Origin of the sequence: Pedobacter rhodius (assembly GCF_027213645.1) — a bacterium.
GTDB lineage: Bacteria > Bacteroidota > Bacteroidia > Sphingobacteriales > Sphingobacteriaceae > Pedobacter > Pedobacter rhodius.
This window is the reverse complement of sequence record NZ_JAPWGL010000002.1, coordinates 1-13,135: the sequence shown is the minus strand read 5'-3', so window position 1 is coordinate 13,135 and position 13,135 is coordinate 1. Positions and strand designations below refer to the sequence as shown.

Annotated in this window: 13 protein-coding genes; 7 read left to right on the top strand and 6 right to left on the bottom strand. The window is 36.0% G+C overall.

Features of this window, described 5'->3' with window-relative positions; genetic code table 11:
* Positions 1-24: 24 nt before the first annotated feature.
* Complete coding sequence (locus O0931_RS05560; protein WP_269414574.1) at positions 25-723, top strand: endonuclease V; 699 nt, start codon at positions 25-27, stop codon at positions 721-723.
* 69 nt (positions 724-792) lie between these two features.
* On the opposite strand, the gene hemF is transcribed toward O0931_RS05560, so the two are convergent.
* The 3 genes from hemF to O0931_RS05545 form a co-directional block, all read right to left on the bottom strand.
* A complete protein-coding gene (gene hemF / locus O0931_RS05555; RefSeq protein WP_269414573.1) occupies positions 793-1,686 on the bottom strand; it encodes an oxygen-dependent coproporphyrinogen oxidase in 894 nt (297 codons plus the stop codon).
* A gap of 116 nt (positions 1,687-1,802) precedes the next feature.
* Complete coding sequence (locus O0931_RS05550; RefSeq protein WP_269414572.1) at positions 1,803-3,032, bottom strand: MFS transporter; 1,230 nt, start codon at positions 3,030-3,032, stop codon at positions 1,803-1,805.
* 313 nt (positions 3,033-3,345) lie between these two features.
* Complete coding sequence (locus O0931_RS05545; RefSeq protein WP_269414571.1) at positions 3,346-3,564, bottom strand: coproporphyrinogen III oxidase; 219 nt, start codon at positions 3,562-3,564, stop codon at positions 3,346-3,348.
* 335 nt (positions 3,565-3,899) lie between these two features.
* Between O0931_RS05545 and O0931_RS05540 the strand changes: the two genes are divergently transcribed.
* The 3 genes from O0931_RS05540 to O0931_RS05530 all read left to right on the top strand — a co-directional run bounded on the left by O0931_RS05540 (position 3,900) and on the right by O0931_RS05530 (position 6,748).
* Positions 3,900-4,385 (top strand): DUF4442 domain-containing protein, encoded by a 486-nt coding sequence (locus tag O0931_RS05540; RefSeq protein WP_269414570.1) that lies wholly within the window; start codon positions 3,900-3,902, stop codon positions 4,383-4,385.
* 9 nt (positions 4,386-4,394) lie between these two features.
* Entirely contained in the window at positions 4,395-5,024 is a 630-nt protein-coding gene (locus O0931_RS05535; RefSeq protein ID WP_269414569.1) for an AlbA family DNA-binding domain-containing protein, read from the top strand.
* A gap of 314 nt (positions 5,025-5,338) precedes the next feature.
* Positions 5,339-6,748, top strand: coding sequence for an MATE family efflux transporter (locus O0931_RS05530; RefSeq protein ID WP_269414568.1), 1,410 nt, complete (start codon positions 5,339-5,341; stop codon positions 6,746-6,748).
* An 88-nt stretch (positions 6,749-6,836) separates the two neighbouring features.
* Here the strand turns inward: O0931_RS05530 and lysA are convergent, their stop codons facing one another.
* Positions 6,837-8,012, bottom strand: coding sequence for a diaminopimelate decarboxylase (gene lysA / locus O0931_RS05525; RefSeq protein ID WP_269414567.1), 1,176 nt, complete (start codon positions 8,010-8,012; stop codon positions 6,837-6,839).
* A gap of 165 nt (positions 8,013-8,177) precedes the next feature.
* Between lysA and O0931_RS05520 the strand changes: the two genes are divergently transcribed.
* Positions 8,178-8,342 carry a hypothetical protein gene (locus tag O0931_RS05520; protein ID WP_269414566.1) on the top strand — a complete coding sequence of 55 codons (165 nt, stop codon included), beginning with the start codon at positions 8,178-8,180 and terminating at the stop codon, positions 8,340-8,342.
* On the opposite strand, the gene O0931_RS05515 is transcribed toward O0931_RS05520, so the two are convergent.
* Positions 8,331-9,644, bottom strand: a complete 1,314-nt coding sequence (locus tag O0931_RS05515) for an aspartate kinase (protein WP_269414565.1) — start codon at positions 9,642-9,644, stop codon at positions 8,331-8,333. The two genes, O0931_RS05520 and O0931_RS05515, sit on opposite strands and share 12 nt — an antisense overlap.
* Before the next feature lie 183 nt (positions 9,645-9,827).
* Between O0931_RS05515 and O0931_RS05510 the strand changes: the two genes are divergently transcribed.
* Positions 9,828-11,564 (top strand): phospho-sugar mutase, encoded by a 1,737-nt coding sequence (locus O0931_RS05510; RefSeq protein WP_269414564.1) that lies wholly within the window; start codon positions 9,828-9,830, stop codon positions 11,562-11,564.
* A gap of 73 nt (positions 11,565-11,637) precedes the next feature.
* Here O0931_RS05510 and O0931_RS05505 read toward each other — a convergent pair whose 3' ends face one another.
* Positions 11,638-12,372: a beta propeller repeat protein gene (locus tag O0931_RS05505; RefSeq protein ID WP_269414563.1), complete on the bottom strand. Its 735-nt coding sequence runs from the start codon at positions 12,370-12,372 to the stop codon at positions 11,638-11,640.
* Between the two features lie 241 nt (positions 12,373-12,613).
* Here O0931_RS05505 and O0931_RS05500 point away from each other — a divergent pair, with 241 nt between their 5' ends.
* On the top strand, positions 12,614-12,985 hold the full coding sequence (locus O0931_RS05500) for a hypothetical protein (protein ID WP_269414562.1): 372 nt from the start codon (positions 12,614-12,616) through the stop codon (positions 12,983-12,985).
* Positions 12,986-13,135: the final 150 nt, after the last annotated feature.

Genomic DNA, 13,135 nt, shown 5'->3' with positions numbered 1-13,135 from the left:
GCTTTTTATTTGTTAAAGATTTGTATGTATGATAATTTTTCCTTTGAAGATGCTACCGCTTTACAACTAGCTTTGGCAAAACAGTTAAAATTTCAGCAACTCGAAAATATCTCAACCATAGCAGGTGCAGATATCTCTTTCAATAAAAACAGTACAACAATGTTTGCCGGAATCGTGATACTTAGTTATCCGGAAATGATTCTCAAAGCATATGCATTGGAAACCTTTGAAACTTCATTTCCCTATAAAGCGGGCTTTTTGGGTTTTAAAGAAGTACCTGCATTACTCAAAGCCTGGGATTTAATCCCGGAAAAACCTGATGTTTTGGTTTTGGATGGAAACGGAATTTTACATCCGAGACGCATGGGTGTTGCTTCCCACTTTGGCATTTTAGCAAATCAACCTGCAATCGGATGTGCAAAAAGCATACTGCACGGAGAAAATCACATCCCTGAGAATGTAAGATACAGTACGTCTGCAATCACAAGCCATGGCGAAACAATAGGTTATGCATTGAGAACAAAAATCAATTGTGCACCAGTTTATGTTTCTGCCGGTCATTTGATTACGCAAGAACAAAGTTTGGCAATAATGAAAAAGTGTATCGGAAATTATAGAATCCCTGAGCCGACCAGATTAACTCATGATGTAGTCAACGATTTTAGAACCGGAAAATTAAAGGCTGGTTATCATCTCGTCAATCAACCCTTAACGTTATTTTAATTTACCAACTTAAATATATATGTTTAACTGAATAATTCTTCTAAGCCTGATAGTTTAAGGTGGTAAATACTAAATCCAGTTAATTCCCTTTTTAAGGAATTGTTGAGTTTTAAATTCTTCAGAACCTATTTCAGGCTGAACATTATAACCCCAGTTTGCCTGTGGTGGTAAACTCATTAAAATAGATTCAATCCGGCCATTGGTTTCGAGTCCGAATTTTGTTCCTGAATCGTAAACCAGGTTAAATTCCACATAACGGCTACGGCGCTGGAATTGCCATTCTTTTTGTATTTCGGTAAACTCTTTATCACGATTTCTATCGATTAATTCGGTATAAATTGGCAAAAAGGTTTCACCAATATTAGCTGAAAAATCCAGAATATCTGTCCAGCTTAAATTTGTATTTTCGGGTTTTAACCTGTCATAAAAAATACCGCCGATACCGCGTGTTTCTTCGCGATGCTTAATATAAAAATAGTCGTCAGCATGGGCTTTAAATTTTGAATAAAAATCTACGTTAAAATCGTCACAAGCCTTTTTTAGTTTGTGGTGAAAAAAGCGGGCATCATTTTCAAAAACATAATGCGGTGTTAAATCTATTCCACCACCAAACCAACGCGTTTCATCATTAAGTTCAAAATAACGAATGTTCATGTGAATTATTGGTACCAGCGGGTGGTTTGGATGGATTACAATAGAAACACCAGTTGCAAAAAAATCTTCTTCGCTAACATTGAAAGCCTTTTTTACGGCTTCGGGCAACTTACCATGAACGGCTGAAAAATTAACACCGCCTTTTTCGATTATGGCACCTTTTTGCATAATCCGCGTACGTCCGCCTCCCCCGCCGTTTCTTTCCCAAAGTTCTTCTTCAAATTTCCCTTTACCATCCGCAATTTCCAATCCTTCACAAATTTTATCCTGTATTTGCTTATAACGTTCGGCTATTTCTTCTTTAAACATGGCGATGTAATTATATACGAAGCAAATTTAAGGGTATTAAAACAGCTATAATGATTTATGTTTAGATAGTACATTTTATTGACACTGTCGGAAACCCGAAAAGCGACTTAGTGGATTTATTCTTCCAGATAATTTAAATCCTTATTAAAACTTTCTTTTAACTGGCTTAAGCCAAAAAGTGCAATAAGGGTCAGCAAAATCATAACGATATAACCCGCGGGAATTAAACCATATTTTTGAGCAAAAAATTCAAATATAAATGTAATTGGAATCAATGCACCACGAACAAAATTTGGCGCAGTTGTCGTTACTGTTGCACGAATATTGGTTCCAAATTGTTCTGATGCAATGGTGACGAATGTTGCCCAATAGCCGACAGAAAAACCCATAAACAGACAAATCCAGATAAAAGAACTGCTATTGAGGCCAAAACTCGTTAAGTAAACGATAACACTAATTACAGATAACAAGTGGAAAATAAAGACCGTTTTTCTTCTCGATTTTAAAACCTGAGACAACAGTCCTGTTACAACATCGCCAATGGCGATACCAAAATAGGTAAACATAATACCTGTTCCTGCTTTTAAGGGTTCTGCGGCACCCAATGCCTTTCCAAACTCTGGTGCTAACGTTACTAAAATGCCCACAACAAACCACAGCGGAATACCAATTAAAATGCAATACAAATATTTCAGAAAACGCTTTCTATCATTAAAAAGCATAAAAATATTCCCTTTTGAAACTTCTGTTTTGGCAGCATGTTTAAACATTCCCGATTCGAAAGTACCAACCCGAAGTAAAAGCAAAACCAAGCCCATTCCCCCACCAACAAAATAAGAAGTTTGCCAGGTATATTTCGATGCCACTGTAGCCGCAACGGCAGCACCTAAAAGACCGATTGCACCAACAATCATAGTTCCATAACCACGTTTTTCCTTATCCATGGTTTCGGCGACCAGGGTAATTCCTGCGCCAAGTTCACCGGCAAGGCCAATGCCTGCAATAAACCTGATTATAGCATAACTGTTTACGGATGTAACAAAACCATTTGCGATGTTGGCCAAAGAATATAAAAGTATTGAACCAAAAAGAACTTTAATCCGGCCAAGTTTATCTCCTAAAATACCCCAGATAATTCCGCCTAACAACAGGCCGAACATTTGCGAATTAATAATAAGGAAACCATCAGTGCGCATGTTATCTGCGGAAACACCGATTTCAGTTAAGCTTTGTACGCGTACAACAGAAAATAAAACTAAATCGTAAATGTCTACAAAATAGCCTAATGCGGCTACAATAACTAAGAAAATAACATTACGGTTGTTTGCCTTTGATTGAGGATCCATTTTGATTATTTGGTTTAAATGCCTGAAAATACAAATAAGTCCAAATATTTAGAGCCTGTTTAAATTTTTATTATGAAAATGTTTACCGCTTATTTTTGAGTGAGACAAAGCAAATGTTGCAGATATAAATAACCTATCTCAAAATATTTAACGATGCTTCAGCCGACCTGCGAAGCGAGCTTGAAGACCATTGAAACCATAAAAGCTGCTAAAAAAAAGAAGCACAAACAAATTATCAGATAAATTTTAAACAGGCTCTTAAACAGCGATTAAAAAATAAAAGCCACTCATTATTTGAGTGGCTTTTATTAACCTACATTGGAGGCATTTTTTTTGTCGTGTCGGGCGGCGTTGTTGTTTTCGAAGTATCCGGTGGCGTTGTTGTTTTAGTCGTGTCTGCCGGAGTTGTCATTGTTGTTGAATCCGCTGTTGTGCTGTCTGTTGAACCAGCCATGTTTTTTGACGAATTGCATGCTGACGTGGCAACCATTAATGTGCCAGCGAAAGCAAGACTTAAGATTATTTTTTTCATAGTTTTTTTATTGTTATCTGTAGTCTTAACAACCTTTTAATGATTTGGTTTTAAATTTCTGGTCTAAAACAACTAAAATATTATATAATTAACAGATTAACAGTTTATTACAAAAGTTATTTACGATAAAATTGAATTTATAAGACCATTTCAGATAGATTACACCGGCATAAATAAAGTCACTATTCTGTCAAAAATGTTTTAAAAATCCAGATTATTAAGATTGCGAAGCAAATAACTATTGTAAACTTGTATAATTCCAATTAACTGAAATATTATCAAAACATCATTCGTAAAACTTTAAAAGACGGTAAAACTTTCTGATATTAGTAAATATGATTATTTCTCAAAATACCCTTAAATGGGTAATGCGCCTTTACCCACCCTTATTTTTTCAGCGCATTTGGGTTCAGAAATTTGAAAATGAGTTTAGAAGCTGTACGGTTAAACTTAGCAAAAGCTTTTTAAACAAAAATTACAATGGCTCTATTTTTGGTGGTACCATATATGCCGCAACAGATCCATTTTATGCATTGTTGTTTGATCAGTTGATGCAGAGAAGGGGCTTTAAGGTTCGGGTTTGGCTGAAAAGTGCCTCAATACAATATTTAAAACCAGGTCGCTCCAATTTATATTTTACCATTAAAGTTACCGACGAAATGATTGCGGAGGCCGAAGAGGCCTTAAAAACTATCGGAAAGTTTGTTAAAGCCTATCCGATGGAAATTACCGATAAAAATGGCGAACTGTGTGCTACTGTGATGAACGAAGTTTACATCCGAAACTTACATCAGGGCGAAACGCCGAGAGTTGCTTATTAATATATTGTTATGCCGAGTATTAAAAGTTTGATTTTGCAGGGCGAAGGTGTTAGGCTCGATTTTAAAAAAACCATTACCAATACCGAAAAAATTGCTAAAAGCCTTGTTGCTTTTGCAAATAATAAAGGAGGTAAACTGCTGATTGGCGTAGCTGACGATGGTACAATTAAAGGTGTAAAATCTGAAGAGGAAGAAAAATATATGATTCTTACTTCGGCACATCAGTTTTGCAAACCAGCCATTGAACCTTATTTTGAAGAAATTTACGTTGATGATAAATTGATTCTCGTGGTAAATATCCCTGAAAGTGATACTAAACCACACTATGCGCTGGATGATCAAAAAAAATGGTGGGCCTACATCCGAATTGATGACAAAAGCGTTCTGGCTAGCAAGATAATTGTTGAAGTTTTAAAAAACGACCATAAAAACAAAGGCGTACTCATCTCCTACTCGGATAATGAAAAAAAACTTTTAAAATATCTCGATGAAAATGAACGGATAACACTTAAAGAATTGAGTAAGTTGCTGCGTTGTTCTTATCGGAAGGCTCAAAAAATACTGGTTAACTTAATTTTAACCAATGTAATCAGAACCCATACCTCAGAGCGGGAAGAATATTTTACTGCGGTGAAATAAGAATGGTCGTTGTTGCTGAGGCACGAAGCTAGTCTATCGCAGAGAGGCAATCTAAACATAGTAGTCAGGTATAACTCAAAACATTAATATTGTTTCGTGTCGCGCAATGACATTCTCGAGAAGTCGTCATTGCGAAGCTGATTCTTCAACGGCTGTGGCAATCTTTCTGCGAGGAATTATACCGGCCTAGTATAAATTTATGAAAAAATGCTGAAATAAATCGGATAACTATCGGGGCATTATAATGAATGCTTATAATTAACTTTCCGTTAACTATCTTTTTTGACGTTTAAAAAGCGGACCTTTGCAAGCTTATGCTATCTAAAATTTACGCTAAATATAGACCTTATTATAAAGAAAATCTTCATCTGGCATTGCCGATTGTAGGTTCTCAGGTCGGGCATACGCTGGTTCATATGGCGGATAGCATCATTGTCGGACACTTTACGGATACCACCCAGCTTGCCGCTGTTTCGCTGGTAAACAGCATTTTCATATTAATTATGGTTATCGGACTGGGTATTTCCTACAGTTTAACGCCACTGATTGCGCAAGAAAACGGGCGCCAAAATTATGAAGAATGCGGAAGACTTTTATCAAATAGCCTGATTATTAATATTTTGGTTGGCGTATTCCTTTACATGCTGGTTCATTTTGGCGTATTGGTGGTTATCGACCACTTAAACCAAACACCGGCCGTTGTTTACTATGCTAAACCATATTTGGGTTTACTTTCCGTTTCGATTATTCCGTTATTAATTTTTCAAACCTTTAAACAATTTGCCGAAGGTTTAGGATTTACAAAACAGGCTATGTTTGTTTCCATCTGGGGAAATCTACTGAATATTACATTGGGGATTATTTTCGTGAAAGGGATGTTTGGCATTAAATCTATGGGTGTTAGTGGTGTTGGATGGAGTACCCTTATCGACAGACTTCTAATGGCTGCTGTTATGGCCATTTATGTTTTACGTGCTCAGCATTTCAAAAAATACCTTGTTAATTTCAAAGCGACATTTATCGATAAAATAAGGGCGATTAAAATTATTAAAATCGGTGCCCCGGTTGCGATGCAGTATTCTTTCGAAATTAGTGCTTTTAGTGGTGCTGCTGTTCTTATCGGTACAATTGGTGCTATTGAGCAGGCAGCGCATCAAATTGCGATTAGCTTAGCTGCGATGACGTATATGATTGCAAGCGGCGTAGCCTCTGCAGCAACCATTAAGACCGGAAACAATTTTGGGAAAAATAATTTTGATGATTTACGTAAATCAGCCATCGCCAGTTATCACGTTATTTTATTATTCATGAGTTGTACGGCAATTATATTTATTTTGGCACATCATATCATGCCATTTATCTACACGGATGATTTAAAAGTAGTGCCGATTGCAGCTCAATTATTAATTATAGCCGGCTTTTTTCAATTGTTTGACGGAACACAGGTTGTTGGATTAGGCGTACTCAGAGGTCTTGGTGATGTAAATATACCGACCTTTATTACTTTTCTGGCCTATTGGGTTGTTGGAATCCCGGTTGGATATATATTGGGTTTCCAATTTGGATTAGGTGTAAATGGAATTTGGTATGGCCTGACTTTCGGATTGTTAACAGCATCCATCCTTCTGTTTTTAAGGTTTCAGAATAAAACAAAGGCGCTTAATCTGAAGATTACAAACAAGAATTGCAAACCGTCGGCTAAAACCAGGGAAGACAAATATTAAAAGGTATTTAGGTAGCATTGTACTACGTGGCACGAAGCAATCTTTGTAGCAGAACAAACCGCTTCGTGCCTTGCAATGATGAGGCTGATCAGAATATCTCGTTACTATAAACTGACCTTATTGCATCTCTTAAATTATATTTCGAAGCCATTACTTCTCCATAAGCGCCAGCACTGCGAATTGCAAAAACATCACCTCTGAAAGATTCGGGTTGTTCTACCTCTTTCCCAAAACAATCGGTGCTTTCGCAAATTGGACCAACAATATCATATTTTATCACTTCCGAGTTCGGACTTCCGACTTCGGACCTTTGCGTTAAATTCTCAATTTTATGATAAGCCTGGTACAAAGCCGGACGCATTAACTCCGTCATACCGGCATCCAGAACAACAAAGTTTTTTTTCTTTCCGTTTTTGATATACAAGGCTTTGGTAATTAGCGAGGCAGATTGTCCTACCAACGCTCTTCCCAACTCAAAATGAACTTCCTGATTCGGTTTAATCTCCAGAAAATCTTTAAATATTTTAAAATAAGATTTAAAGTCAGGTATTTGATTATCAGGATTATAATAGTCGATACCTAAACCCCCACCTACGTTTAAAACCTCAACCGTAAAGCCTTTATCTTCAAACCAGTTACAAAATTCGTTTACGCGAATGCAAAGGTTTTTGTAAACATCTAAATTGGTAATTTGAGAGCCAATATGAAAATGAATGCCGATAAATTTCAGGCTTTTAGTTGCTTTTAAGGTTTCAGCACATTCCGGTAAATCCCATGAATTGATGCCAAACTTATTTTCATCTAAACCTGTAGTTATGTTATGATGCGTGTGTGCATCAACATTTGGATTGATACGAATAGCCACTTGCGCAACCTTACCTTTTGCGCCTGCAAGCGCATTTAAAACTTCAAGTTCCTGAATAGATTCTACATTAAAGCAGAAAATATCCAAATCTAAAGCCTCATTTATTTCTTTATCAGATTTACCAACACCGGCAAAAACAATTTTTTTGTTATCGAAACCAACTTCTACAGCTCTTCTTACCTCTCCAGCGCTTACACAATCTGCACCGAAACCGATTTGTTTAATTTGCTCAAGTAAAACCGGGTTGAAGTTTGCCTTTAATGCGTAATGGATATGAAACTGGTACGGCGCAGCAGCCTCGGCACAAGTGCTTAAGGTTTTCTGTAATAAATCCGTATCGTAATAGTAAAAAGGTGTTTCTATATTGTTAAACTTTGATATATCTTTATCGGCGAACATGTTCAAATTCCTTATTATAATTTTAATTTTATTCTTTGGGCTGATTTATTTGGGTAACTACCTCGATTTAAAGCATGGAAGAATTACCCAAAAACAATACAATGGAAAAATCCGGTTTTTTATCGTGTTGCTCCTGATTGTATTATTCCTTTTATTTATTAAAAAATGAAGCTAATAGCAGCCATATTTATTGTTCTTATCATCTCTTTAGGATTATTTAATTCCTATAAGAAACACAGGAACGGATTATTACCATCAAGCTTTCTGGCTTTTCACGTCCTTATCGGATTGCTGGTCGTAACAGGTGCTTTTTATCTTCTATTCGAATAATCGGTTGTGCAGACTTCTTAAAGCTTCCGTTTTATATTCGCTCAAAATCAAAAGGGAAACGTTGTAGTTGCTTCCACCATAAGAAATCATACGGATAGGAATGTGTTTTAATCCTTCTAAAACCCGGCTAGCGAAACCATGTTTTTCCGAACCAAAATCGCCAACAACACAAACAATACTATGGTCGGTATCTACTTCAACGGTTCCGAAACTTTCCAATTCCTCAATAATTTTTGGCAAATGCGCCGTTTCATCAATGGTTAAAGAAACAGCAACCTCTGATGTCGTAATCATGTCGATTGGTGTTTTATAACGCTCAAATACTTCAAATACACGACGTAAGAAACCATAAGCCAGCAACATACGGCTCGATTGAATACGAATTGCAGTGATGCCATCTTTTGCAGCGATAGATTTAATTTTACCTCTTTCGCTATCATGCGTAATTAAAGTTCCTGCTGCAGATGGCTCCATCGTATTTAATAACCGAACCGGAATCTTATATTTCTGTGCCGGAAAAACCGATTGAGGATGCAAAATCTTAGCGCCGAAATAAGCCAGCTCTGCCGCCTCATCAAAAGATAATTGTGCGATTGGTTTAGTACCTTTTACAATACGAGGGTCGTTATTATGCATGCCGTCAATATCCGTCCAGATTTGAACTTCTTCGGCTAAAATTGCAGCACCCAGCAATGATGCCGTATAATCACTTCCGCCACGACGTAAATTATCTACCTCACCGAAACTATTGCGGCAAATAAATCCTTGCGTAATGAAGAGTTTATTCCCTTTATTAGCCTCTAATAAAGGTTTTAAATGCTTAGTTGTGAATGGAATATCAGGTTCATTATCTTCATCTGTTTTCATGAAATCTAAAGCTGGAAGCAGAACTGATTCTACACCGATAGATTTCAAATAAATGTGATATAAGGTTGTAGATAATAATTCGCCTTGCGCTAAAACAACTTTTTCTTCAATTGACGTAAAAATATCATTGGTTAAAACCGCTAAAAAGCTGAAATGATAATCTATAACTTCGTTACCCATCTCCCGAAAATCAGCAGCTGGCAAAAGTTCAATTACAAAATCCTTATATTTTTGATACAAATTCTCAACACACTCGCTGCCCTTTTTCTTATCTCCAGCTAAAAAATAATTAGAAATTTCTACTAAACTATTTGTAGTACCAGACACGGCTGATAAAACAACAATTTGCTCTTCATTTGGATTAATGATATCCAACAGTTTCGTCATGCGCTCGGGACTACCAACGGAAGTACCCCCAAATTTTAATATCTTCATTTTTGTACTGGAATATGTAATTTTCTTTATTATTGTATCGGGGCGTGAAATTAAGCAAAAGCAGCTTAAAAGCAACATCCTCAACAAAATAAAATTTGGAAGAATTGAAATATTTCAATTCCAACCAAACTTCATTGAATGAAATTTGTTCAACACCAGATATTAAATTAAAAATAAAGCTCAATGCAATCAATTGACCAATCGACCCAAGCCACAATTAATCAGTGGTTAAGCGGAAATTACGACGAAAAAACGAAGTCAGAAATTCAAACTCTTGTAGATAATAACTCGACCACAGAACTTACAGATGCTTTTTACAAAAGCTTAGAGTTTGGTACGGGTGGTTTACGCGGCATTATGGGTGCAGGCTCTAATCGTATAAATAAATACACTATTGGTACGGCAACTCAGGGTTTGGCAAACTATCTGAATAATAAATATCCTGGCGAAAAAATTAGTGTAGCAATTGCGCATGATAGCAGAAATAATTCTGATTATTTTGCAGGGATTACAGCTGATGTTTTCTCGGCAAACGGTATTCATGTTTACTTTTTCGAGGCGTTAAGACCAACCCCTGAATTATCTTTCGCCGTTCGTCATTTCGGCTGTAAAAGTGGTGTAATGTTAACGGCATCGCACAATCCGAAAGAATATAATGGTTACAAGGCTTACGGTGCAGATGGCGGTCAGTTTACTTCTCCTGATGATAAATTAGTTATAGATGAAGTAAATAAAATTAAAAGTATTGATGAAGTTAAGTTTGACAGAGTTGATGCGAATGTTGAATTAATCGGCGAAGCAGTAGATAAACTCTATTTAGACGGCATAACAGCACTTTCAATTTCTCCTGATGCGATTAAAAGACAACACGATTTAAAAATAGTGTACTCTCCTATCCACGGAACAGGAATTACTTTAGTACCAAAAGCTTTGGCGCAATTTGGTTTCACAAACGTAACGGTTGTTGAAGAGCAAAGTAAACCCGATGGAAATTTCCCAACAGTAGTTTATCCAAATCCGGAGGAAAAAGAGGCTTTAACTTTAGCCATGAATAAAGCTAAAGAAATTGATGCTGATTTAGTTTTGGCGACTGACCCCGATGCTGACCGTGTTGGTATTGCCGTTAAGGATAATGATGGCGAATGGGTATTACTGAACGGTAACCAAACGGGAAGTCTGTTAATTAATTACCTGTTAACGGCCTGGCAGGAAAGTGGTAAACTAGATGGCAATCAGTTTATTGTGAAAACAATTGTTACTTCAAACCTGATTGAAGAAATCGCGAAGAAAAAAGATGTTACTTATTACAATACCTTAACAGGATTTAAATATATCGGTCAGTTAATGACTGAATTAGAGGGTAAAAAGTATTTTATTGGTGGTGGTGAGGAAAGTTATGGTTACCTAATCGGCGATTTGGTTCGCGATAAGGATGCTGTGGTTTCTGCAGCTTTTATTTCTGAAATGACCGCTTACTATAAAGATAAAGGCGCGAGTTTGTACAACGCTTTATTGGATATGTATGTTGAATATGGCTTGTATAAAGAAGATTTAGTATCCCTTACCAAGAAAGGCAAAACGGGCGCCGAAGAAATCAAAGCCATGATGGAAAAATTCAGAAATAATCCACCTGCGAGCTTAGGCGGTTCTAAAGTTTCTGTATTGAAAGATTATGAATTGAGCCAGGAGACTGATTTAGCTACCGGAAAAGTAACAAAACTGGATTACCCAACTTCCGACGTTTTACAATTTATTACTGAAGATGGAAGTATCGTTTCTGCTCGTCCGAGTGGTACGGAGCCAAAAATTAAATTTTATTGCAGCGTGAATGCGCCATTGGCTGATAAAAAAGATTTCGAAAAAGTGAATGGAGAATTAGGGGATAAAATTAAAGCTGTTATGGCTGATTTGCAGGCTTAGGTTTTAACCGCAGATTTGCAGATTAAATAATGTAAAAAATCCAGATGCCATAAGATGCGTCTGGATTTTTTGTTTAATCTATTATGGCTGAAATATTTTGTTTTGAAATATAAATTATAGCTGGCTGTGATTTTTCATAATTCAAATACTTTCCAGTAATTTTATCGTGAATAGCACTCGTGGCAGAAACATATAGTCTTCCCTTTTCATCAAGAGTAAGATTAGTGATTTGATTATCAAAAGGTAAAGTTAAAATCTTGGAATTGCCGTTTCTGATTATTTGAATAGTATTTTTTAAAACATAATTAGCATTTAAATTACCATCAATTGGTTCCAAATTTTCCTTTAACTTAATGGTTATTTGATTGTTTAGATGAACTGTAGCATACTCTTTTATTCTGTTTAACGAAGTTGCTCCTTGGTAAAGTGATTTCCAACTTGTACCATTATCTAAACTGAAATATTGTGAAAATGATGCATAAATTTGGCCCGATTGATTTTTCATCGACTTATAACCCAACGTAAAAATACTATCTTGTTTAACTATAAACCCATAAAATGGTTGATTGCTCATCTTCTTATTCACCCAAGTTTTCCCCTTATCTGTGGTTTGGTAAATTGCATGTAATGTGGATACAGTTAAGGTGTCATCCACATTTCCATAAACAGCATGAGCTTCTTGTTCTTTGGCAATTTCAATTCTCATCCAATTTGGATTACTAAAGGTTGTTACTTCGTCGACAGGAGTTTTGTCTTTACTGCAAGAGGAAAGCACCGCTAAAAGCACCATAAGTTTAAATAATTTCATGTTTTTCATTTTAGTGTATTTGCAAGATAATAAATTGTATTACAAAATTAAAGCTGTAATGGCCGATTTGCAGGCATAGGTTTTATTATTTCAACCAAAGACTTACATGATTAACACAGATGAATAAATTCATCTGTGTTTTTTTTAACAAAGATTATCTGTGAAATCTGTGGCTAATTTATTCTATTGCTTTTTTTACTTTGCTGCAACCAATTTCTTTAATACTTTTGCAGCAAATACCATGTTCAAAAAAATCCTGATATACCTTTTAGTGTTTTGCTCGGTTTCAAACGGGGCGATGCAACTATTGGTTTATTCTGGATACAAAATGAATAAGGAATACATTACAAGTGTGTTTTGTGTTAACAAGGAACATCCCGAATTACATTGTGATGGACAATGTTTCTTAGCTAAAAAATTGAAAGACTTAGATAGCAAGAACAAACAAGTTCAGGAAAATTTAAAAAGAGTTGCAGAGGCTGAACCAAAATTTCAGTCTATAGCAATCAATCATCAAATTCCATACTTCATTATTAAATCAGAAAGTGGTTACATTGAAAAGCCTCTTAAAGACCTTTCTGTTTCTATTTTTCATCCACCGAAAACGGTTTAAATAAATTTTATTTTAGTTCATTACTCTGATCCGATAGCTCCTATGTTTACAATTATTAATTTAGTGAATATAAAGTGAAAAGGATTGAGAGTAGACCGATGGCTAAATAACTCATGAAGTATATTGACCGATAGATACTACCTCTTTCCT

What these genes read in the sequence shown, in the direction of transcription:
- O0931_RS05560 (WP_269414574.1), top strand. Translation starts at nt 25, where the DNA reads ATGTATGATAATTTTTCCTTTGAAGATGCTACCGCTTTACAACTAGCT.
- hemF (WP_269414573.1), bottom strand. Translation starts at nt 1,686, where the DNA reads ATGTTTAAAGAAGAAATAGCCGAACGTTATAAGCAAATACAGGATAAA.
- O0931_RS05530 (WP_269414568.1), top strand. Translation starts at nt 5,339, where the DNA reads ATGCTATCTAAAATTTACGCTAAATATAGACCTTATTATAAAGAAAAT.
- O0931_RS05545 (WP_269414571.1), bottom strand. Translation starts at nt 3,564, where the DNA reads ATGAAAAAAATAATCTTAAGTCTTGCTTTCGCTGGCACATTAATGGTT.
- O0931_RS05505 (WP_269414563.1), bottom strand. Translation starts at nt 12,372, where the DNA reads ATGAAATTATTTAAACTTATGGTGCTTTTAGCGGTGCTTTCCTCTTGC.
- O0931_RS05515 (WP_269414565.1), bottom strand. Translation starts at nt 9,644, where the DNA reads ATGAAGATATTAAAATTTGGGGGTACTTCCGTTGGTAGTCCCGAGCGC.
- O0931_RS05510 (WP_269414564.1), top strand. Translation starts at nt 9,828, where the DNA reads ATGCAATCAATTGACCAATCGACCCAAGCCACAATTAATCAGTGGTTA.
- O0931_RS05500 (WP_269414562.1), top strand. Translation starts at nt 12,614, where the DNA reads ATGTTCAAAAAAATCCTGATATACCTTTTAGTGTTTTGCTCGGTTTCA.
- lysA (WP_269414567.1), bottom strand. Translation starts at nt 8,012, where the DNA reads ATGTTCGCCGATAAAGATATATCAAAGTTTAACAATATAGAAACACCT.
- O0931_RS05535 (WP_269414569.1), top strand. Translation starts at nt 4,395, where the DNA reads ATGCCGAGTATTAAAAGTTTGATTTTGCAGGGCGAAGGTGTTAGGCTC.
- O0931_RS05540 (WP_269414570.1), top strand. Translation starts at nt 3,900, where the DNA reads ATGATTATTTCTCAAAATACCCTTAAATGGGTAATGCGCCTTTACCCA.
- O0931_RS05520 (WP_269414566.1), top strand. Translation starts at nt 8,178, where the DNA reads ATGAAGCTAATAGCAGCCATATTTATTGTTCTTATCATCTCTTTAGGA.
- O0931_RS05550 (WP_269414572.1), bottom strand. Translation starts at nt 3,032, where the DNA reads ATGGATCCTCAATCAAAGGCAAACAACCGTAATGTTATTTTCTTAGTT.